At 38.3% G+C, this 20,241-nt stretch carries 20 protein-coding genes; 6 read left to right on the forward strand and 14 right to left on the reverse strand.

The genetic code is table 11. From position 1 onward, the window contains the following. Positions 1 to 7 precede the first annotated feature (7 nt). Genes EG346_RS01555 through EG346_RS01565 form a run of 3 tightly spaced genes read left to right on the forward strand, consistent with a single transcriptional unit; the run spans position 8 to position 1,602 of the window. Positions 8 to 493: a phage tail-like protein gene (locus tag EG346_RS01555; RefSeq protein ID WP_123876772.1), complete on the forward strand. Its 486-nt coding sequence runs from the start codon at positions 8 to 10 to the stop codon at positions 491 to 493. Beyond that, positions 462 to 815, forward strand: a complete 354-nt coding sequence (locus EG346_RS01560) for a hypothetical protein (protein WP_123876773.1) — start codon at positions 462 to 464, stop codon at positions 813 to 815. Before EG346_RS01555 ends, EG346_RS01560 begins: the two co-directional genes overlap by 32 nt. 10 nt (positions 816 to 825) lie before the next feature. Continuing rightward, a complete protein-coding gene (locus EG346_RS01565; protein WP_123876774.1) occupies positions 826 to 1,602 on the forward strand; it encodes a phage tail-like protein in 777 nt (258 codons plus the stop codon). 78 nt (positions 1,603 to 1,680) lie between these two features. Here EG346_RS01565 and EG346_RS01570 read toward each other — a convergent pair whose 3' ends face one another. Next, positions 1,681 to 2,721, reverse strand: coding sequence for an NAD(P)H-dependent glycerol-3-phosphate dehydrogenase (locus EG346_RS01570; RefSeq protein ID WP_073331771.1), 1,041 nt, complete (start codon positions 2,719 to 2,721; stop codon positions 1,681 to 1,683). 227 nt (positions 2,722 to 2,948) lie between these two features. On the opposite strand from EG346_RS01570, the gene EG346_RS01575 reads away from it, so the two are divergent. Continuing rightward, complete coding sequence (locus EG346_RS01575) at positions 2,949 to 3,980, forward strand: M23 family metallopeptidase (protein WP_123876775.1); 1,032 nt, start codon at positions 2,949 to 2,951, stop codon at positions 3,978 to 3,980. Between the two features lie 426 nt (positions 3,981 to 4,406). Here EG346_RS01575 and EG346_RS01580 read toward each other — a convergent pair whose 3' ends face one another. The 5 genes from EG346_RS01580 to EG346_RS01600 all read right to left on the reverse strand — a co-directional run bounded on the left by EG346_RS01580 (position 4,407) and on the right by EG346_RS01600 (position 8,433). Further along, positions 4,407 to 5,582 (reverse strand): MBL fold metallo-hydrolase, encoded by a 1,176-nt coding sequence (locus EG346_RS01580; RefSeq protein WP_123876776.1) that lies wholly within the window; start codon positions 5,580 to 5,582, stop codon positions 4,407 to 4,409. A gap of 18 nt (positions 5,583 to 5,600) precedes the next feature. Continuing rightward, positions 5,601 to 6,254 (reverse strand): NAD(P)-dependent oxidoreductase, encoded by a 654-nt coding sequence (locus EG346_RS01585; RefSeq protein ID WP_123876777.1) that lies wholly within the window; start codon positions 6,252 to 6,254, stop codon positions 5,601 to 5,603. Between the two features lie 59 nt (positions 6,255 to 6,313). Beyond that, entirely contained in the window at positions 6,314 to 6,724 is a 411-nt protein-coding gene (locus EG346_RS01590) for an Rrf2 family transcriptional regulator (protein ID WP_073331779.1), read from the reverse strand. A gap of 65 nt (positions 6,725 to 6,789) precedes the next feature. Further along, entirely contained in the window at positions 6,790 to 7,740 is a 951-nt protein-coding gene (locus EG346_RS01595; protein ID WP_073331781.1) for a hypothetical protein, read from the reverse strand. Positions 7,741 to 7,998: 258 nt separating this feature from the next. Further along, on the reverse strand, positions 7,999 to 8,433 hold the full coding sequence (locus tag EG346_RS01600) for an FKBP-type peptidyl-prolyl cis-trans isomerase (protein WP_073331784.1): 435 nt from the start codon (positions 8,431 to 8,433) through the stop codon (positions 7,999 to 8,001). A gap of 331 nt (positions 8,434 to 8,764) precedes the next feature. Here EG346_RS01600 and EG346_RS01605 point away from each other — a divergent pair, with 331 nt between their 5' ends. Further along, entirely contained in the window at positions 8,765 to 9,769 is a 1,005-nt protein-coding gene (locus tag EG346_RS01605; RefSeq protein ID WP_123876778.1) for a catalase family protein, read from the forward strand. Between the two features lie 120 nt (positions 9,770 to 9,889). Here EG346_RS01605 and EG346_RS01610 read toward each other — a convergent pair whose 3' ends face one another. The 7 genes from EG346_RS01610 to EG346_RS01640 form a co-directional block, all read right to left on the reverse strand. Next, a complete protein-coding gene (locus EG346_RS01610; protein WP_123876779.1) occupies positions 9,890 to 10,930 on the reverse strand; it encodes a TerC/Alx family metal homeostasis membrane protein in 1,041 nt (346 codons plus the stop codon). 175 nt (positions 10,931 to 11,105) lie between these two features. Next, positions 11,106 to 11,714, reverse strand: a complete 609-nt coding sequence (locus EG346_RS01615) for a TerD family protein (protein ID WP_034703446.1) — start codon at positions 11,712 to 11,714, stop codon at positions 11,106 to 11,108. Positions 11,715 to 11,787: 73 nt separating this feature from the next. Then, positions 11,788 to 12,735: a hypothetical protein gene (locus tag EG346_RS01620; RefSeq protein WP_123876780.1), complete on the reverse strand. Its 948-nt coding sequence runs from the start codon at positions 12,733 to 12,735 to the stop codon at positions 11,788 to 11,790. A gap of 16 nt (positions 12,736 to 12,751) precedes the next feature. Next, entirely contained in the window at positions 12,752 to 13,921 is a 1,170-nt protein-coding gene (locus EG346_RS01625) for a toxic anion resistance protein (protein ID WP_181876105.1), read from the reverse strand. Between the two features lie 2 nt (positions 13,922 to 13,923). Then, on the reverse strand, positions 13,924 to 14,481 hold the full coding sequence (locus EG346_RS01630; protein ID WP_034727356.1) for a TerD family protein: 558 nt from the start codon (positions 14,479 to 14,481) through the stop codon (positions 13,924 to 13,926). Further along, complete coding sequence (locus tag EG346_RS01635) at positions 14,471 to 15,295, reverse strand: phosphoribosyltransferase family protein (RefSeq protein WP_123876781.1); 825 nt, start codon at positions 15,293 to 15,295, stop codon at positions 14,471 to 14,473. The genes EG346_RS01630 and EG346_RS01635 overlap by 11 nt, the downstream gene beginning before the upstream one ends. Positions 15,296 to 15,300: 5 nt before the next feature. Continuing rightward, entirely contained in the window at positions 15,301 to 15,969 is a 669-nt protein-coding gene (locus EG346_RS01640; RefSeq protein ID WP_073331802.1) for an HAD family hydrolase, read from the reverse strand. A 511-nt stretch (positions 15,970 to 16,480) separates the two neighbouring features. On the opposite strand from EG346_RS01640, the gene fusA reads away from it, so the two are divergent. Beyond that, entirely contained in the window at positions 16,481 to 18,547 is a 2,067-nt protein-coding gene (fusA, locus tag EG346_RS01645; RefSeq protein ID WP_164466298.1) for an elongation factor G, read from the forward strand. A 140-nt stretch (positions 18,548 to 18,687) separates the two neighbouring features. Here the strand turns inward: fusA and EG346_RS01650 are convergent, their stop codons facing one another. After that, positions 18,688 to 20,226, reverse strand: a complete 1,539-nt coding sequence (locus EG346_RS01650; RefSeq protein ID WP_073331806.1) for a SulP family inorganic anion transporter — start codon at positions 20,224 to 20,226, stop codon at positions 18,688 to 18,690. Between the last annotated feature and the right edge of the window lie 15 nt (positions 20,227 to 20,241).

A 20,241-nucleotide genomic window follows, 5' to 3' on the forward strand; every position in this document is an offset into this window, starting at 1 on the left:
ACAAAATATGAAAAAAAGTTATATTCTACTATTTTTATCAATAGCCCACCTGATATATGCACAAGTTGCTATAGGGAAAAACACCGTTAACAGCTCTGCAGTGCTGGAAATTTCAGAATCTTCCAATAAAGGAGTTCTTCTTCCCAGAGTAGATATTGTAGATATATTAAGCAATACAAGTCCTGTAAACAATCCTGCAAATGGGCTTTTAGTATATAATAAAGGGAATTCTATGAGCCCAGGTCTCTACTTATGGAAAAACAACCGCTGGAACCAGATTTCAGACACTTACAATCTCGTGAGCTATATGATCCTTCAGAGAACTACTGATTATACTATACTGGGAGCTTCTGCAAACGGCACTTTTAAAAACTTCAATGATGCCGCCCTTACAGTCATCTCGAACGATATCGGAGCGTCTTACAATACTGGCTCCGGGCTTATCACACTCCCTGGCAACAGTGGTATGTCTGAACATCCGTACAGCTCTTGAAAGCACGACATTGGGTATTGGAGGCACCGCAGTTCATTTACATCAGTATCTTGTAAAGCTTATCGACCCTGTAAGCGGGACACAGTATGGAAAAACTATCAGCTTAAACGCCCAGTCGATCGCCACCAACAAAACGCATACTCTTAATTTGAGTTTCTCTTTTGTAACAACTTCTACAACGCCTATTACACTTCTTCCTTCTATTGCTCATGACGCTGGAGGAACCTATCAGGCGGGCGCTGGAGGTACCACTCCAAATAACGGAGAAATCATCATTACCAATGCAAAAATTGACATCCAGCGTTCTGCTCTTAATCAATAACAGTAAAAAAATGAAAAAACTTATTTATATATTCTGTATGGCAGCTTTCCTGTCAAGCATGTTCATAAAAGCACAGGTGGGTATTAATACCAATACACCCAACGCAAGTAGTGTTCTGGATATCAATTCAGCAAATAAAGGTGTTCTTTTTCCACAATATGATCTCACGGTACTGAACAGTACTTCTACTCCGGTTTCAAACCCTGCAGACGGACTAATGATATTTAACAAAGGAGGCAGTTCTGTCTATCCAAAAGGGTACTATATATGGATAAGAGACCAGTGGCAACGTGCTATTCTTGCAGGATCTGAACCCCAGATTATGTCTCTTCTTATTAACCCTTCTGCTCTAATCCCTGCTAACAGTACGAATAATACACTTACAGGATTTACCGTTGCTGCCAATAAGATCACAGGTGCATCACTTGGTGCTGATACTTCTACCATTACATTGCCAGCCGGAACTTACATCGTCCGTTATTCTGTAGATACGAGTAATGCCAATAATAATTCGGGTCCGGCGAATACACAGTATCTTTCACAAAACTTTACCTGCACACGTTCTTATTTAATTAATGGGGCCACAAGTGCTACGATTACTGAAATGAACAAAATGTGCCAGCTATCCAGTTCATTTACTTTTTTTCAGGGAACTTATTTTTTAATGCTGGCTGCTCCAACAACGATCAGACAGAAGTTTGAATTTGATACAGGCAATGGATTTACGGCAAGTAATCTTAATGTAAGAGCTTCCTTTACACTTTTGATCACCAAAATGAGCTTATAAAAAAACTAAAGCCTTGAAAAAAGGCTTTAGTTTAATGGTATATCTGAACAAGGTTTTAATCTTTAAAGCCTTGTTTTTTTAATTTAACTTAGCGGTCAGTTTTTTAAATTGCTTTTCAGCATTCTTTCCTTCGTAAAGGATGGCATACACGGTATCAATAATCGGAAGCTTAAGATTTTTCTGCTTTGCAGTCTTATAAATAGAGTCAGCAGCATAATATCCTTCTGCCACCATATTCATCGATTGGATTGCAGATTTTACAGTGTATCCTTTTCCGATGAGATTTCCTAAACTTCGGTTTCTTGAGAAAAGAGAGTATGCCGTTACCAAAAGATCACCCAGATACGCACTTTCATTAACGTCTCTTGGAGCTTCATATACTGCTTCCAGGAAAATTTCCATTTCACGGATCGCATTGGAAACAAAAACGGCCGTGAAGTTATCTCCATAGCCCAATCCGCTTGCTATTCCCGCTCCGATGGCGAAAATATTTTTAAGAATGGCACTGTATTCGTTTCCTAAAATATCTTTACTGGAATGTACTTTGATAAAATCTGAACTGAAAATTCCGGTCAGTTTATTTGCTGTTTCATCTTCTACTGCGGCAACGGTGAGGTAAGAAAGCCTTTCCATAGCTACTTCTTCCGCGTGACATGGCCCTGCAATAACCGCCTGATTTCTGAAACCTATTTTAAATTCATCCCTTAAATAATGCGCTACCACATCATTGACTTTGGGAATAATTCCTTTAATTGCTGAAACAAAGATCTTGTCACCATATTCACAGGTCATTTTATCCATAGTATCAGAAAGGTAAATGGAAGGTGTTGCCAATACGATGACATCACAGGCACTTACCAATTCATTAATATCGGTTGTCAGTTTTAGACTTTTAAGATTAAAATTAACTGCTGTCAGGTAAGATGGGTTGTGTCCGCGAAGCTCTATAGCCCCTTTTACGAATTCGCTTCTTACACACCAGTGGACCACTTTACAGTTTTCAACAAGCATTTTTACGATAGCAGTTGCAAAACTTCCACTGCCTACTACCCCTACAGAAACTTCGTTTTTATTCTTTTTTGGATTCGAAGATTCGGAAATTATTTTCTTTTTAGCCATAATTGAAATATGAGCTACAAATATATTAAAACAAAGGCGGAAGAAGGACTTTAGGCTTATGATAAAAGCCATTTTCTGAAAAAATTAACACTTAAACACAATTAAATATCTAATTAGACGTTAAATACAGAAAAAACTAAGTTTTCTTTAAAAATATACATCAAAGAGTATTTTTAATTAAATTTGCACGCTTAAAACCGTTTTGTAATATACTTAAGAAAAGAAATATGAAGAAATTTCTAAACAGCAAGAAGAATGTGAATATTCTCCTGGGAGGACTTTTGCTGGTAGTTTTTGCACAGGCCATCTTTATCGCCAGGTTATTTTCTGAAAAGGATGACAAGATGTATGAAGTGAACCTTGTCAAGATCAACACTGAAAAAGACAGTGTAGATTATTTAAAAATGAAAACAGATCTTACTTTGGTAGATCAAACGGTATCTGAACTTAATTCTTTCCTGAAATCCAAAGACATCTCCAATGAAAAAGTGATGATCCTCAGTAAAGACAGTATTTCAAATTCCGTATATCTGGCTAAGCAAGCCAACCGCTACAGTCAGTATCTCATGAATCTTCAAAAAAAGCTGATGGAAGTTCCTCTGGGAATGCCTACGGACGGATATATCTCCTCTAATTTTGGTATCAGAAAAAATCCAATTCCTTTTAAAACCGTATTTGCTTCTGTAAAATCAAGTGCCGCAGAGTCTAAGCCAATAGCCGCTGCCGCTCCTAAACCGGAAGTAAAAGTAGAACCCGTTGAGAAAATCATTGAATTAACGGACAGCTATGGTAACAAAAGAGAAGTAAAAGTTATGGTAACGCCTAAAGCAGCACCTACTGCTCCGGCCCCATCGTCTGCAACTGCCACTTCAACAAAAGCTGTGGCCAGCAATTCTCCAGCTAAAGCGTCTGCAGAAAAGAATAATCCACCTGCTGAAGCTGACCAGATGCAGTTCCATAAGGGACTTGACATTGCGGTGGCCTTCGGTTCAGATGTGAGAGCTGCTGCTGCCGGAACTGTTATTTTCTCCGGTCAGAAGGGTGGTTATGGAAACTGTGTTATCGTTTCTCACGGAAACGGACTGGCTACATTATATGGCCACTTGTCTCAATTGGTCTCTAAAGTGAACGAGAAAGTAAAAGTAGGACAGGTTATCGCGAAGTCTGGAAATTCCGGACGTTCTACAGGGCCTCACCTGCATTACGAAGTACATAAAAACAACACGCCGGTAAATCCGAAACTGTTTATGAATTTATAAAAAAATGGCTGTCTGTTGGACGGCCATTTTTTATGTAATACTATCAAAAGAAAATCTGTGTATTCTGAGAAATCCGTGGGAAACGAAAAACATCAACCACAAAAGTCACAAAAGCTTTTAAAACACAACTTATTTTTAAGTTAAATACATTAAACCGATAAAGTGCACTAAAGTTTTATGAAAATCTTTGATTTTCTGCTTATGTGGTCTTATTATGTATCAGGATGATAAACTTTTGAAACTAAAGTGATCTAAAGTGTTTAAAACTATAAAATTTTGTGACTTTTGTGGTTTAAATAATTTAAGCGCGTGAGGGCTTTGAGAAACTCAGTCTCCCAGAAATATTTGTCATCAATGATCTTGTTCTCGCAAAATATACTGTATTATCAATAAAAAACTGCCATCTAATGACAGCAGTTTTACATATTATTTCAGAATTTTAAGAGTTCCTTTCAGATGAGTGAATGATCCGTTAGGTTCTGCTATATTGGTATATATTATATTTTGATTATAATCCTGAATATGGGTCACATTAGCGCCTAATTTAGGTTCATGCCAGTAGACCATAAAGATATTCTTTGCTACTTCTACAGCAGTGTACCGGACCGTATCGGTATTTCCCTTTACGTTTCCGGAAACTCCGGTGAAAGACATTTCTTTATTGTTTTTGAAATCAAGAATGAATTTAAAAGTTCCGAAATCAGCTTCTACTTTGTTTCCTATGGCCGGATAAGGTGATCTCAAATCCCAGTTGATCGCTCCGAAGAAAACTTTCGCTCCCATTTCCAGTTCATCTTTTCCGTGAAGATCAGGGTATTTTTTTACCATAAAATCTACAACACCTGAAGATGTTTTGTTTTCAGTGACGGCCCTTTTATAGTTTTCAAGATAGTTTTTAACAAAATCAAGTGACTGAGTAGACACCGAAAGCTTTGCAAAATGGGAAGGAACGACCTGTTCAGGTTGTAGTGCTTTCATGGCATCAATCTGTGCGATCCACTGATCAATTGCTTTGATATTCTGAGTATCCGCCATCCAGATATGGGAATCTACTGATACAGAAATACCACCGGCTACAGTTTTTAGAGATGGAATCCAGACAAAACTGTGAGCAGAATCTTCAGCATTCATTTTGATTTCAATCTTATTTCCCTCCAGATCAGGAATGGCGTTTACTGCTTCAGGAATAATGATCTCTGAGGGAGCATCTTCTTTAAGCTGCGGTTTCCACACGGCCATTTTATCATCTTTTGAGGCAGATATCAAGTAAGCAGTCTGCGCTGTAGAAATAATCTTTGCATTTGGAAATGCTTTTTTGATCACCTCTAAACCAAAGTAAAAATCGGGATCGCTGTGGGAAATAAAAACCGTTTTCAGATTTTTTCCCGTGGCCTTAATCTCTTTTACCAATTGTTCTGCATACTGCTTCTGAAACTGAGCATCGATAAGCACCGCATCTTTATCGCCATAAATAATGGTGGATGTAATAGGAAAAATAGCCTTGGGGCCGGGATTGTACACTTTAATCTTTAAATTCCCTGCAAACATAATGCTTACAAAACCCAGCAGTGTCAATAGTGATAATAATTTCTTTTTTAACATTGTCTTTTTTTTAAGGAATTAGTAAGCTGCTGTAAAACGTTCACGGATATGGTTATTTTGCTCCAGTTCGTCGACCAAAACGGCTGCTACATCTTCAACAGAAAGACGGCTTCTTCCGTTCTCATCAAAAACCGGAGTTTCTAAAGAGGTTCTGTATTTCCCTGTTCTTTCCCCTACATTCGCCTGGTTCATTTCAATGGCAGGGCTGAAGAAAGTCCAGTCCAGTGTAGTGTTTTCTTTAATTTTGTTTAAATAATCTCTTGCTGCCGTTGCACCTGGTTTGTAAGCCTCAGGGAAATCTGGTGTATCTACGATCTGTACATGATCCGGAGTATAAAGACTTCCTGCTCCTCCTACCACGATCAGCCTTTTTACGCCTGATTTTTCTACTGCTTTTTCAATATTAACAGAACCATTCAGAAAATCATTGTAAAGATTTGGATTTGTCCAGCCAGCGTTGAATGCACTGATGACCGCATCACTTCCTTTTAAAGCTTCTGCCAGTTCTTCTGTATTGTTTACATCAACACTTTTTGCCGTCACGTTTTCTTTAGATTCTACCTTAGAAGCATCTCTTACCAAAGCTTCCACAGCATATCCTCTTTTCGCCAATTCGTTCACCACATTTTTTCCCACAAAACCGGTTGCACCGATTACTGATACTTTTTTCATAATATTTTATTTTAAAATTAAATTGTAATAACTTTTGTTACATTTATAGATAAAAAATTTTAATCAAACTGATCGCTGAATTCCTGCAATGATTTATTGCCTAAAAATTGAGTAACCAACTGATCTGTTTCTTCAAACAAGGTCATTAAATGGTTATTGATCTCCTTCCCTACACTGCATTCCGGATTAGGATTCTGATTTTTTTTTCCTAAAACTTCGGTATTCTTTACCGCTCTGTAGATTTCAGAAATACTGATCTGATCTGCGCCCTTCGCAAGCTGGCTTCCGCCATCTTTTCCCTGTCTGCTGGCAATCAGGCCTGCTTCTCTCAATACACTTAATTCTTTCCTTACGATCACTGCATTGACATTCACGCTGCCTGCAATCCATTCAGAAGTGAGCCACTCCTGAGGACTTTTCGCCAACAAGGTCATCATGTGTATCGCCGTAGCAAATCTTGTATTGTTCATTATAATTACAGGGCAAAGATAAACATTTTTTAAATGTAACAAAATTTATTACAGTTAAATTTTTCTTAAAGAATTAATTTGTCCAGATCCAGCAGCAGATAATTAATATTCTGGTTAATCGTTCTCGTTGCGGACTGCATCTGATTGAGCATCGCAGCACGGTTATGAAGATCATCAGCTCTGTAAAAACCTCCGTCGCTGAAGATCACCGACTGATCAGCCTCTTCTTTACTGTCATCAAACTGGTAATGAAGCCATCTTTCCTTCATACTGCTGATGATAGAATGTTTTTCTTTATTGGAGAATTTTTTCTCGGTATACATGTACCAGATGAATGGTGGAAAATTCGGAGACTCCAGCTTTTCTTTCCATATATCTCTCAATAGATTTCTCTGATGGATAAATTCTACTTTTTTTCCTTTTGGATTCAGGGTTGCCAAACCGAAACCTGCTCCCACGACTCCCCCACTGATATCAATCGCATTGCTCCATCCACCGTCTGAAACGATACCTCCTGCTATAGAGGCAGCCGCTCCCGTCACAATGGAGTAGAGAATCATTTTGTTATTTCTGGAATCATTAAGGTTATCCACATAATTTCCAATCTGTGCTACCCTCTCCCCTTCACAATCAAATTCTGCGGCAACCGCATCCAATTCGGTAAGGGCAATGGTAATTTTACTGTTGATTTTACTTTTAAGCTGTAATACTTTTACCTGGGCTGTAATGGATGAATCCTTTTTCAGATCAACAATTTTATGAACTTCGTCCAGATTATCCAAAGCATTCAAAATCAAAATACTCTGATCGGAGAACATTCCCTGCAATTCTTTATTGGCCGCTAAAATAGAATCAGAATTGTATGATGGTACTCTGGTGCTGTAGTTATATTTAAAAGGTGCTTTACAGTAGCTGTCTTTTAAAGTAAGAATATTCTGTCTGATCACCTGATTCTTTTTGGAAATACAGGAAGTCAGCAAGCTGAATACTGCCAAAAGGTAAAAGAGTTTTTTCATTCAGTCTATATTTTTCTTTGTGTCATGTAGTTCGTTAATTGCAAAGGCTCGAAGAGATTCAGCTGTTTCTCTTTTTAAGGTGTAATGATTTTATCTTTTATACAATTTAAATACACCAATTTTATGGAAAAGTTGTAACGATAATTCTAAAAATTATTCCAATCCGTTTTATCCTTTGAAATTGATTGATACGAATATAATACAAATAAAAAAAATTACCCGAATTCGGGTAATTTTTTAATCTATTTTTAAGCAGGATTATTTTATATCCAGCAACTCTACTTCAAAAACCAGTGTAGAATTGGGTCCGATTTCTTTGCTGATCTGCTGATCTCCATACGCTAAATGCGGAGGAAGAATCAGTCTCCATTTGCTTCCAACAGGCATTAACTGGAGTGCTTCTGTCCATCCCTTAATCACTTTGTTTAAAGGGAAAGAAGCGGGTGTTCCTCTTTTTACAGAGCTGTCGAATACTTTGCCGGAAATGGTCGTTCCGTGGTAGTGGCATTTTACCGTGGATTTAGGACCTGGTTTTGGGCCGTCGCCTTCAGTAATGATTTCGTATTGTAAACCGCTTGGTAATTGCACAACGCTTTCTCTCTTACCATATTCCATCATATATTCCTTACCATCGTTAAGGTTCTTTTCTGCCAGTTCTTTTTTCTTTTTAAATAACATATCTGCTACTCCCATTGTTGATATTTTTTACAAAGATAGGAGTTTTGGAGAGAATGGAAGAAGGAAGCCGGAGGATGGAAGTTATGGAGGTAGATGGAAGGAATAATAGTTAAGATGTTGCTGGTTGTCGGTTTAGAATATAATGACGAAATAAATTTGCATCACAGCTAGCTGATGGGTGCATCGGAAGTTTTTCCTCCTTTTCCTCTTCCATCACTTCTGCTAAACCACAGATTAGCAAAACGTTCCCTTCCAACCCTATTGCCTGCTACAAAATTCAAGTAATTTTAATATTATGTTAACGCAGATTCCAAAACTTGGCGTTATAATTGAATTTAAAAACTAAATGCCAACACCACTAAAATATAACAGGAAATTTGATGAGCTTACTGAAGAGGAAAGAGAACTTCTGGAAATCAATAAAAAAACGATTGCAGATTTCGTTGAACAGTCTTCTTCCATAAGTGATGTCAACTACGCTACCAGAAATGCTCATGCCAAAACTTATGCTACAGCAGAGGGGACATTCTTCATCGATAAAAATATTCCGGAAGAACTTCTCCCGTTTTTTGACAGCGAAAAATTTGACCTTACTATAAGGCTTTCCAATGCGAATCTGAAAATTAAAAACAAAGGAAACGATATTCCAGCCTATGGATTTGCTGTAAAAGTAAAGGATGAAAAAGGGGGCTTAATCGCTAATTTCCCTCTCGTTAATTTCCCTCTCTTCCCAACGAATTCGGTTTCTCATTTCCTGAAACTGTTTACTGCGGTGAACAGATTTTATATTAAAAAATGGAGCAGTTTTTTTTCACTGGCAGCTCAGTCTTTAAAAGTTGTACCTTCTGTTTTCACGCTATCATTCGCCAGGAATGTTTTTAAATTGTTGAGCAAAAGGAATGATTTTATTCTGTCTTTTGATTATCATTCTGTAGGAGCTTACCGTCTTGGTGACTATATGATTAAAATAAAACTGGTTCCCCAATCTGTAGATAAACATTTCGGTAAAAAATCAAAGATGAAAGAAGCTGTGAAAAACTTTTTCCAAGATCATGACTATACGGCAGATGTTCTGATCCAGTTTTGTTACGATCTGAAAGACCAGCCTGTCAATAGACTGAATGTGGAATGGAAAAATTCGCCTTATCTAAAGATTGGAGAAGTAAGAATAAATAAAGGCGATCTTTTGGATCCGCGCAATTGCAGCAATGAACTGTTATCGTTCAATCCATTTGAAAGCAAGATTTTTTTCCAGCCTGTGGGAAAGATACAGAAACTTCGTGATGAAGCCTATAAGGTTTCTATGCAGACCAGGAAAAAGATTAATAAGCTGTTACACGGAGTGAAGTGAGTGGTCAGTTCTGAATAGTGAATTACAAAATGTGAATATTTGTTGATTCAATTAATTTTTTAAAATAAAAAAGGCTTTACAGATGGTAAAGCCTTTTTATATGATCAGGTTTTGCGATTCTTATTTGTCTGATTTTTCTTTTACATCATCTTCTTTTTCAGGGAAAATAATAGATACCAGAACAGAAAGTACCAATACTCCTCCTACAATTCCCAATGAAACCGGAGACGGAATATGAATCCAAGGCGCGATCAACATTTTTACCCCGATAAATGACAGGATAATCGCCAGTCCGTAAGGAAGCTTGCTGAACATGTGGATAAAGTTCGCCAATAGGAAATATAAAGATCTTAATCCTAAGATCGCGAAAATATTGGATGTATACAGGATGAACGGGTCATTGGAGATCGCAAAGATCGCCGGAATAGAATCTACTGCAAAAAGAACGTCGGTAAATTCAATAACCCCAACCACTACTAAAAGCGGAGTTGCCATCTTGATTCCGTTTTGAACGGTGAAGAACTTATCACCATCATAATTATCGGAAACTTTCCAGAAACTTTTAATCAGTCTTGCCCCAGCTGTATTGCTGTAATCTTCGTCATCATCATCACCTCCGTCGCCCCAGGATTTTATCCCGGCATAAACAAGGAAGAGACCGAACAGAGCCATTACCACGTTGATCTGTACTGCTTTTCCAAAAATAGTCATTTCAGGAAGATACGTCAGGTTGATCAATCCTACTCCTGCGAAAATAAATATCGCTCTGAAGATCAGTGCTCCAATAATTCCCCAGAAAAGAACTTTGTGATGAAGGTATTTCGGAACTTTAAAGAACCCGAAAACAAGAATAAATACGAATAAGTTATCCACAGAGAGGGCTTTTTCGATCCAGTAGGCGGCCTGATACTGCGTAAATTTCTCTACGGCCACCGCGTGGCTCTCAGGACTTCCGTCTGTATTGAAAACCCAATAGACTACTCCTGAGAATACCATGGATAGTGAAATCCATACGATAGACCAGATGGTTGCTTCTTTGGATGATACTTCATGGCTTTTTTTGTTGAATACTCCTAAATCCAGGAGCAGCATGATAACGACTGTTACCGCAAATCCCCACACCAAGCCCGGGTGCAATTCTAAAATACTTTGATGTTCCACTTCAGTTTATGTTATTATATGATAAAAGCAATAGATGTACAGTATGCACAAATATTGCTAATTTTTAATGTTTTTTATTTGATATCAACAGATCAATAATTTCTGGCTTCAAGCCTGTAAAACTATTCATTTTTTCCGAATGAAGCAAGGCTCATTCTTACTGATTATCTATTGGTTATAAATAATTGGCCTGAACCGTCTGAATCGTCTGTTCCAGTTTTCTGTCTGAAGTAGGATCTCCGATCGCATTGAACTTCCACTCGCCATTTCTTTTGTAGAACACTCCCATTACCATAGCAACGTGTCCTTTGAAAGAAGCATCATTGGCGATATCATATTTAGCGAAAACCTCTCTTACATTGGTAGGGGTTCCTTCGTAGATACGGATAGAAGCAAAAGGAATCGTTCCGAAATCCTGTCCCTGGTAGCTGTTCAGTACCAATGCAACGTGCTCCACGTTGGGTTCCAGCTGGCTGAAATCTACTGTAATGACTTCATTGTCCAGTCCGTCATCTCCGTTTACGTCTCCGGTAAGGTCATCACCGCTATGTTTTACAGAACCGTTTCTTGATTTCAGATTTCCGAAATAAATAACTTCTGTCAGCGTTTTATTTGAATCAAATAAAATACAGCTTCCATCTAAGTCTACTGCTTCTTTTTTAGTTCCGAAAAGTCCTTTTTTCTCGATTGCCCCCCAGTTGATCCCTACACAAGCTTGGGTAAGTTCGGCACCGTTTTCCTTTTTCAGGTTGATTCTTTGACCTTTTTGTAAGTTAATAGCCATCTTTTTATATTTATTGTTGTTATTTATTTTTGGCAAATGGGCTTATGAACCTATTTGCAAATCAAATTTCGTATTAATTATTATTCAAATTTAAATTAAGCATTGCGCGCAGAATATTGGTTTCTTCGTCGAAGTCAAATATTTTGCTCATAATATCTATGTTCTCAAGGTTTTTCAGATAGTCTTTCAGTACATTTTCCACTTCTGCAGGAATCGTTCTTTTCCTTTCGTTGATGGAATTTTCCAGCAGCTCATTTTTTCTTTTCAGCTGATTGATGATTGAACTCTGGTTAGACTCGTTCTCAGAAATATCTATTTTTTCAAGATCACCGTCAAACAGGTAAAGTTTCCTATCATCGATACCGAAAATAAAATGATCATCTGACTGAAATATCTTAAAGAGTTCGTACTCATTGGTCCCGATCAGATAACCACAGACAAATCGTACTTTAAAACTCTGGATATTCAATCTTCCCAAAAGCTTCCTTTCTATTGCATAATCTCTGTATTGATAGGCAGGAAAAGGCTTTGATTTCAGCTGTTCTTCATCTGCGTTGGTTCTGTAGAACTCCTGTCCGTATTTTTTATGAAAATACAGGACGTTGTTCCAGTCTGCCGTAAAAATATCCTGGGTAAGATCTTTATAGAGCATTTTCAGATGCTGGGAAAATATACCGCTGTACATCTTCCGGTCGGTCTGAAAGCTGTCTACCCGCCTTTCTTCAAAACCTTCAATATATTTAGTGTTAACGTCAATTTCATTAATGACAGTGAGCATATCATTTTCCTTCTGCCGCTTTATTTTGGTAAGAAGTTCTATGAGACTGTCGGTATACTGCAGATGAAAAAGCTCCAGCTTATTATAGTCCAGAGTAGTGTTTTCCTGAAACAAATTATGAATGATATCCGTTTTGATGTAAATAGATATGATGTCGATATGTTCAAAAAAATTAGCCAGAAGTTTAAGCTTTGTTAATCTTCTTCTGCTCTGAGACATTATGGCTGCCGCATCATCTCCCACCTTGATATTCTGTTAATTAACCTCTGACGTTAGCTTTTAATTCATGCTCCAGTGTCTGAAGATCCTGATCCAGTTTTCTTCTTCCTTCAGCACCCTGTTTCTGGATCTGCTTCACTTCATTCAATGTATTGATCAACATTGAAGTTGTTTCTCTCAATGTTTCTACCGATACGATCGTTTGCTCGTTCGCTCTGGCAACATTCACAGAGTTCTGACCCAGACGTTCTGCATTTTTCTTCAGAATGGCTTCTGTCGTAGAAGATACCTTTTGCTGAATTTCTATATTTTGCTGCTGTCTGTACATGGCAACCGCCAGTGAAAGCTGATTTTTCCAAACCGGTAATGTGGTGGTAAGGATCGTCTGTGCTTTTTCAGCAATAGAAACATTGTTATTCTGTACGAGTCTGATCTGTGGAAGGGACTGCATCATGATGATACGGACCACTTTAAGGTCAGCCATTCTTCTATCTAATCTTGCGATGAAATCCCTTTTGTCAGCAATCTGATAATCCTGATAGGTCTGCGGATCAGCTTCCATTTGCGCTAATTCTCCCGCCGCTCTTTCCATTCTTACATTTCCCGCGATGACCAATTCTTCAATAGCCTTAATGGAATTCACATTGCTTTCAAAAATAGTCTGAAGAACTGCATTATCTTTGGTAGAAGTGATGATCCCTGCATTTACCTTATGAGCGATCTGTTCGATATTATTGATGATCTTATCATATTTCGTGAACAGATTTTCCACCTGGGTCATGACCTTTTTCATGAACGGAATCTTGCTCAGAAAGCTTTTCACTTTATTTTGCTGAAGTTCTTCAACGTCTACGTAGTTAAGTTCCACCAATAGATCATTGATAAGCACTCCTACTTCTCCTGAGTTGGATCTTCTTACATTTCCCAAAAAGCTGTCACTCTGGTTGGATAACGTTTTCTGAAGTTCTGCTCCATAATTAACGATGGAACCCGGATTGGTCTCATCGATCGAGTTGGCAAGAACTTCATATTTCTTACGCTCTTCTACCTGCAGCTGAGTCAGATTAACATTCCCCTCTCTGTCCACAAGAACCGCCGGTGTCGTATTTTGTACGGGCTGACTTTGAGGAGTCATCGGAGCGGGCTCAAATGTTTTAAGAGGTTCAATTGACCCCATTGGATCTATTGGTTGATTGTCCTGGTTGTCCATAATTATTTTTGATAAATTGATACGAATTTGTCAAGGCCGTCTCTCTGTCCTGCCCCAACAGCTTCAAATTTCCATTCTCCGTTTCTGTTGTAGATTCTTCCGAATTCTACAGCAGTTTCAATAGAGAAATCTTCGTCTAATTCATATTTCAGAATTTCTTCGTTCGTATCTGTATTGAAAATTCTGATGAAAGAATTTCTCACCTGTCCGAAGTTCTGCTTTCTTGCATCAGCATCATGGATGGTTACCACTACTGTAATTTCCTGAATCGCTGAATCTATTTTCGTAAGATCGATCTTGATCTGCTCATCATCTCCCGAACCTTCTCCTGTAAGGTTGTCTCCTGTGTGGATCACAGATTTGTCCGGAGATTCTAAATTATTATAGAAAATAAAGTGACTGTCTGAAACCAGTTTTTTGTCCTCGCCCAACAAAAATAATGAAGCGTCAAGGTCAAAACCTGTTCCTGTAGAAGTATTATTGATATCCCATCCTAAACCTACAGTGAATTTAGGTGCGTTAATGTTTTCTCTTTGTCCTTTTTGTAAGTTAATAGCCATAATAGAGTTCCGTTTGTGTTAAAGTATTGATGTTATTTTCGTATTCTTTTATTAAATGATAATTGTTGCTGATGGCCAGCTCCAGAAGCAGGTCCATCTGCTCCTTTTTTACTTTAGACGTAAGATAGTCAAAATTACTTGAATCCAGGCCTAAAATATATTTCACGATCCTTGTATTGAATTCAAAACTTGGCTTCGCCATTACTTCTGCGACATGTTTGATATTTTTTACCGCGTAATAGTTAAAGAAGTTTTCAATTTTCGGATCAAGGTCAAAATTCATCAGTTCCGCATAATAGAGGAACATAAAATCTGCCTCTACTTCGTATTCGTTCAAAATTCTGTTCACCGTAAATTCGTGACTTCCCGTGATTTTTATATCGTCTATAAAAATACAAAGTTTTTCTCTTAAAAAATCCTTATCAATATAATAAGTATCATTAGCGATCAGATTTTTACGATCTTCAAAATTAAGATTCCCATAATCTGTGATATAGGTGTGATTACGGTTGATTTTCGATATTATACTGGATCTTCTCCCTTTCTGAAACAGGTACAGATCCAGATGCTTTTTAAAGAAAAAACATAAAAAATTAGAAGCCGTAGGAATGGCCATATACGGACTAGGAAGAACAACGATTTCTTTTTCTGTGTTTAAAAGTTCGGCGTGTTCTGCGATAAATCCGTTGAATAATTCTTTAGCAAACTTTTCAGCATACGACTTATCGCCATATTTGAAATAGCTGTATTCTGCGGGTGAAAAAGTGAATTCATCTGCGGAATGAATGGGGTGTAAGCTGTATCTTTTATTCATACAATTTAGTGTTTAAGTAAGTGGGCACTGAAACCAAAATCTTTTGCGCCTTTATAATCTGCCACCGGATTATCTCCGATATGTAGGATACGGTGCATCGGAAGATCCTGATCTTTAAGGTTATTTTTTACCTCCTGAAAAATAAGAGGATTCGGTTTGGAAATATTAATCTCATCAGAATAAATATGGAAATCTATATACTGATCCAGTTCCTCCTGAATCAAAAATTTTCTCATGGTTCTTCCTTTGATAAATCCTGTATTGCTTAAAATATTAACCGTTTTTCCTTCATTTTTGATCTGATCAAAGAATTCCTTTATGTTTTCGAAAATAACAACAGGTTTATATTCTAAAAACAGTTCTTCGCTTTTCAGGTAAAATTCTTCTAATTTTTCTTTATCTAATTGTTTTATATCTACATCCAGTGAGCCCAGAATCAGTAAATACATTTCAAAAGTATCAATATTCCCACCTGTGACCTCATTGATTGTATTGCAGAGATCGTCGTAATATTTTACCGTTTTCGCAACATCAGCAACAGGTTTATCAATAGTAAAAAACGAGGTGAACAGCTCAACTCTTTTTGTTTTAAATTCAGGGTGAGATTTGATTAGGGTGAGCCACAGGTCAAAAGAAAAATGACAGTGGTTGTGAATGTCGATATCCGTTTTCAATAGTTTTAAGTTAAAAGTTTTATTTAGCTTTCTTGAAAAAGATTTAAAATTGTTTAATCATCAACAAGTGTTTCTTTGGGTATTCTTTCCAAAGATAAAATTTTTCTTAGAAAAGCATTACGTACTTCTCTGTTTTAAGAAATTTTTATGAATTTTCACTTCCTTTTCTGGGGTTAGCAGTTGGAGTTAACCCTTTGTTTAAATTCGATGATCAAAAAATTTATCTAAAAAATTTTGGGCAATTAAAAAATTTATCTAATTTCGCAACCGATTAACAATCAACAATGTCAACAACAATGATAAATATAATCACTTTAAGTAATCCTGTGAGAGCTGTGTACTCTGGCAGCACTAATTATTTATCTGAATAGTTCCTTAGATCTTTTATTACTAAAAATATATTGAAGACCTATCTATTCAGATGGGTCTTTTTTGCTGCCTTATTTTCAGACCTCAAAACGAGGAGAATACCTACCTGTATTCTCAAAATCAACAATTTAAATTCAGCAAAATGAAATATAACACAAGAAATATAGGAATTATAGCGCATGTAGACGCAGGAAAAACCACTTTATCCGAAAGGCTTCTCTATTACACGGGCCTCATTCATAAAATTGGAAACGTAGACGATGGAAATACGACGATGGACAAAGATATCCAGGAGAAAAACAGAGGAATCACCATTTCATCCGCGGCCGTTTCTACCCAATGGAAAAAAGGAGAAACAGTATATAATATCAACATCATTGATACTCCCGGACACATCGATTTCGCAGTAGAAGTTGAACGTTCCTTAAGAGTTCTGGATAGCGTTGTTGCCGTTTTCTGTGCTTCCTCAGGGGTTCAGCCTCAAACCGAAAATGTATGGTTCCAGGCTGAAAAGCATGGAATTTCAAAGATTTGTTTCATCAATAAAATGGACAGGATCGGAGCAGATTTCTTTGCGGTTCTTAAGGAAATAGAAACCAAACTTAATGCTGTTCCTATGGCACTTCAAATCCCGATCGGAGCTGAGGACCAATTTGAGGGAGTGATTGATTTAATCAGACAGAAGGCTTTGTACTGGACGGATGAAAACGGAGAAACCATTATTGAGAAGGAAATTCCTGAGGATCACAAAGCAGATGCCGATGAATACAGAATGAAATTGATGGAAACGCTCGCCGGATATGATGAAACGTTCTTTGAGATTTTCATGGATCCTGAAAAAAAGCTAACGGAAGAAATGATTACTGAAGCCTTACAAAAAGTCTGCAGATCAGGAGCTGCGGTTCCGGTTCTCTGCGGTTCTGCCTTTAAAAATAAAGGAGTACAACCTCTTTTGGACGCGGTAGTCACTTATTTTCCGGCGCCGGATCTGCTTCCAGCCGTTCAGGGGAAAGACCCTGATACGGAAGAAGCTGTAGAACTCGTAAGAAATGAAACAGAAACTTTTTCAGGACTTGTATTTAAGGTGGTAATTGATAAACATATGGGAAGACTTGCTATGCTTCGTCTGTATTCCGGTACCATACAATCAGGAGATACGGTTCTGAATGTGAGAACAGGGGAAAGTTTCAGGATATCGAGAATTCTGAAGATGCAGTCGGACAAAACCTTATCAATTGAAGAGGGAAAAGCGGGTGATATTGTAGCCTTAACAGGCATAAAGGATGCGAAAACCGGAGATTCTTTATCTGCGGTAGAGAAGCCTGTCCTTCTGGAAGCGATTACCATTCCTGCTCCTGTGATCAGGGTTTCGATAGAGCCTAAAACGAACAGTGATGAGAAAACTTTCGGTTTGGTTCTGGCCAAGATCCAGGAAGAAGATCCTTCTTTAGTGGTTGAAAGAGACCGTCAGACTGGTGAAACTTTGTTGAGCGGTTTGGGCGAGCTTCATCTTGAGGTGACTCTGGAAAAAATCCGTCTGAATCATGGGATAGAAGTCAATCAGGGGAAGCCTAAAGTGTCTTACCGTGAGGTTTTAACAGAAACCAGAACCCACAGGGAAAAGCTTTCGAAGCAGAATGGCGGAAGCGGACAGTTTGCCGATATCACCTTTGAAATCGGGCCAAGAGAAAATAATGAACCCGGATTGGAATTCATTAATCTGATCAAAGGAGGTGTGATTCCCGGTGAATTTATTCCTTCCGTAGAAAAAGGTTTCAGGGAAGCCATGGAAAACGGACCTCTTAAAGGCTATCCTTTGGAAAGCATGAAGATCAGACTTCTGGATGGTTCTTTCCATGATCAGGATTCTGGTGCATTTGATTTTGAAAATGCCGCGAGAGACGGATTCAGAGCGGCGGCTTTATCATGCAGTCCTAAACTTCTGGAACCGATCATGCAGGTGGAAATTCAGAGTATTGAAGAGTACACAGGTGCTGTAACTGCTGACATCAACCGGAGAAGGGGAATTATTTCATCCATCGATGAACGATCAGGAAGAAAGATTTTCACGGCAGAAGTTCCGTTGGCTTCTACGTTCGGATATATTTCCGATCTGAGGACTTTGACGAGCGGAAGAGCTTCGATAAGCATGAAACTTTCGCACTATGCATTAGTGCCTGATTTCATTGCGAATATATTAGTAACCTAAAAACAAGGGCTGTAAAGTAATTTTACAGTCCTTGTTTGGTTATTAGAGTCTTGAAATGTGAATGGTGAATTTTTATATCCCGCAGATTTCTCAGATAGCACAGATCTTTAAATCTTTTAATGATTAAATTTTTAAATCCCCTATTTCTCCGGCATCACCTTATACGTAGGATCTTCCTGAATATTGACTTCAATGACTGCTTCTGCATTTTTCAGCATTGTACGGCAGTCTTCACTGAGATGGCGCAGGTAGAGTTTTTTATTCTGCTGGTTGTAGCGTTTAGAGAGTTTATCCAAAGCATCAATGGCACTCATATCTACGATACGACTTTCTTTGAAATCCACGACTACTTCTTCCGGATCATCCATGAGATCAAATTTATCCATGAATGCGGTAACAGATCCAAAAAACAAGGGACCGTATATTTCATAATGTTTAACCCCATTTTTATCAATGGATTTTTTTGCACGGATCCTTTTTGCATTATCCCAGGCGAACACCAGAGCAGCAATCACAACCCCGACCAAAACGGCCAATGCAAGATTATGAAGGATCACAGTGATGAGGGCTACGGTAACCCCAACAAATATATCAGATTTCGGCATTTTATTGGCAATCCGGATAGATACCCACTGAAAAGTACTTATCGCAACCATCATCATCACTCCCACCAGCGCTGCCATCGGTATTCTTTCAATAAAAGGAGCTCCAAACAGAATGATCATAAGAATCATGACTGAACCGATAATTCCTGACAGCCTGGCTCTTGAACCCGCATTGAGATTGACCAGTGTCTGGGCTACCATCGCGCAGCCTCCCATTCCGCCAAAAAATCCGTTGGTGATATTAGCGATTCCCTGAGCCACTGATTCCCTGTTGGCATTTCCTTTTGAATTGGTAATTTCATCCACCATTGATAAGGTCAAAAGAGATTCAATAAGACCGACTCCGGCCATGACCAAAGCATAGGGAAAAATGATCTGCAGCGTTTCCAAAGTAAAAGGAATCTGAGGAATATGGAAACTGGGAAGATTTCCGCTGATATGGGCAATATCTGCGACTGTTTTAGTAGGTATGTTAAAACCCACAACCACCGCAAAAACGATCATGATCGCTACTAACGATGCAGGGACTGCTTTTGTGATCTTTGGGAAAAAGTAAACAATGGCAATTGTGAGAGCAGTTAATCCGGCCATACTATATAAAGGAGTTCCCTGGAGCCAAGCGGACACTCCGGTACTGTCTGTGATTTTAAACTGCTCCACCTGAGCCATAAAAATAATAATGGCCAGGCCGTTCAGAAAACCATACATCACAGGCTGCGGAATAAGCCTGACAAATTTACCCAACTTAAAAACGCCTACCAGTATCTGGAACATTCCGGCAAGGGCTACGGCGGCAAAAAGATATTCGATGCCATGAGATTTTATCAAAGCAATCAATACAACAATAGTAGCTCCTGCTCCACCGGAGACCATTCCGGGACGACCTCCCAAAACAGCTGTCACAATTCCCATCATAAAGGCTGCATAAAGCCCTGTAAGCGGAGAAAGTCCGGCCAGTATTGCAAAAGAAAGTGATTCAGGGATCATAGTCATCGCTACTGTAAAGCCGGCCAAAAGTTCGTTCTTATAATTTATTTTTTTCGAAAAATCGAATAAGCTTATGGTATTTTTCATTGAACTGCAAAGGTA

This window comes from Chryseobacterium carnipullorum (genome assembly GCF_003815695.1).
Classification (GTDB): Bacteria; Bacteroidota; Bacteroidia; order Flavobacteriales; family Weeksellaceae; genus Chryseobacterium; species Chryseobacterium carnipullorum.

Coding starts and splice junctions, on each gene's coding strand:
- EG346_RS01555 (WP_123876772.1), top strand. CDS start 8: ATGAAAAAAAGTTATATTCTACTATTTTTATCAATAGCCCACCTGATA.
- EG346_RS01565 (WP_123876774.1), top strand. CDS start 826: ATGAAAAAACTTATTTATATATTCTGTATGGCAGCTTTCCTGTCAAGC.
- EG346_RS01570 (WP_073331771.1), bottom strand. CDS start 2,721: ATGGCTAAAAAGAAAATAATTTCCGAATCTTCGAATCCAAAAAAGAAT.
- EG346_RS01575 (WP_123876775.1), top strand. CDS start 2,949: ATGAAGAAATTTCTAAACAGCAAGAAGAATGTGAATATTCTCCTGGGA.
- EG346_RS01580 (WP_123876776.1), bottom strand. CDS start 5,582: ATGTTAAAAAAGAAATTATTATCACTATTGACACTGCTGGGTTTTGTA.
- EG346_RS01585 (WP_123876777.1), bottom strand. CDS start 6,254: ATGAAAAAAGTATCAGTAATCGGTGCAACCGGTTTTGTGGGAAAAAAT.
- EG346_RS01590 (WP_073331779.1), bottom strand. CDS start 6,724: ATGAACAATACAAGATTTGCTACGGCGATACACATGATGACCTTGTTG.
- EG346_RS01595 (WP_073331781.1), bottom strand. CDS start 7,740: ATGAAAAAACTCTTTTACCTTTTGGCAGTATTCAGCTTGCTGACTTCC.
- EG346_RS01600 (WP_073331784.1), bottom strand. CDS start 8,433: ATGGGAGTAGCAGATATGTTATTTAAAAAGAAAAAAGAACTGGCAGAA.
- EG346_RS01605 (WP_123876778.1), top strand. CDS start 8,765: ATGCCAACACCACTAAAATATAACAGGAAATTTGATGAGCTTACTGAA.
- EG346_RS01615 (WP_034703446.1), bottom strand. CDS start 11,714: ATGGCTATTAACTTACAAAAAGGTCAAAGAATCAACCTGAAAAAGGAA.
- EG346_RS01625 (WP_181876105.1), bottom strand. CDS start 13,921: ATGGACAACCAGGACAATCAACCAATAGATCCAATGGGGTCAATTGAA.
- EG346_RS01630 (WP_034727356.1), bottom strand. CDS start 14,481: ATGGCTATTAACTTACAAAAAGGACAAAGAGAAAACATTAACGCACCT.
- EG346_RS01635 (WP_123876781.1), bottom strand. CDS start 15,295: ATGAATAAAAGATACAGCTTACACCCCATTCATTCCGCAGATGAATTC.
- fusA (WP_164466298.1), top strand. CDS start 16,481: ATGAAATATAACACAAGAAATATAGGAATTATAGCGCATGTAGACGCA.
- EG346_RS01650 (WP_073331806.1), bottom strand. CDS start 20,226: ATGAAAAATACCATAAGCTTATTCGATTTTTCGAAAAAAATAAATTAT.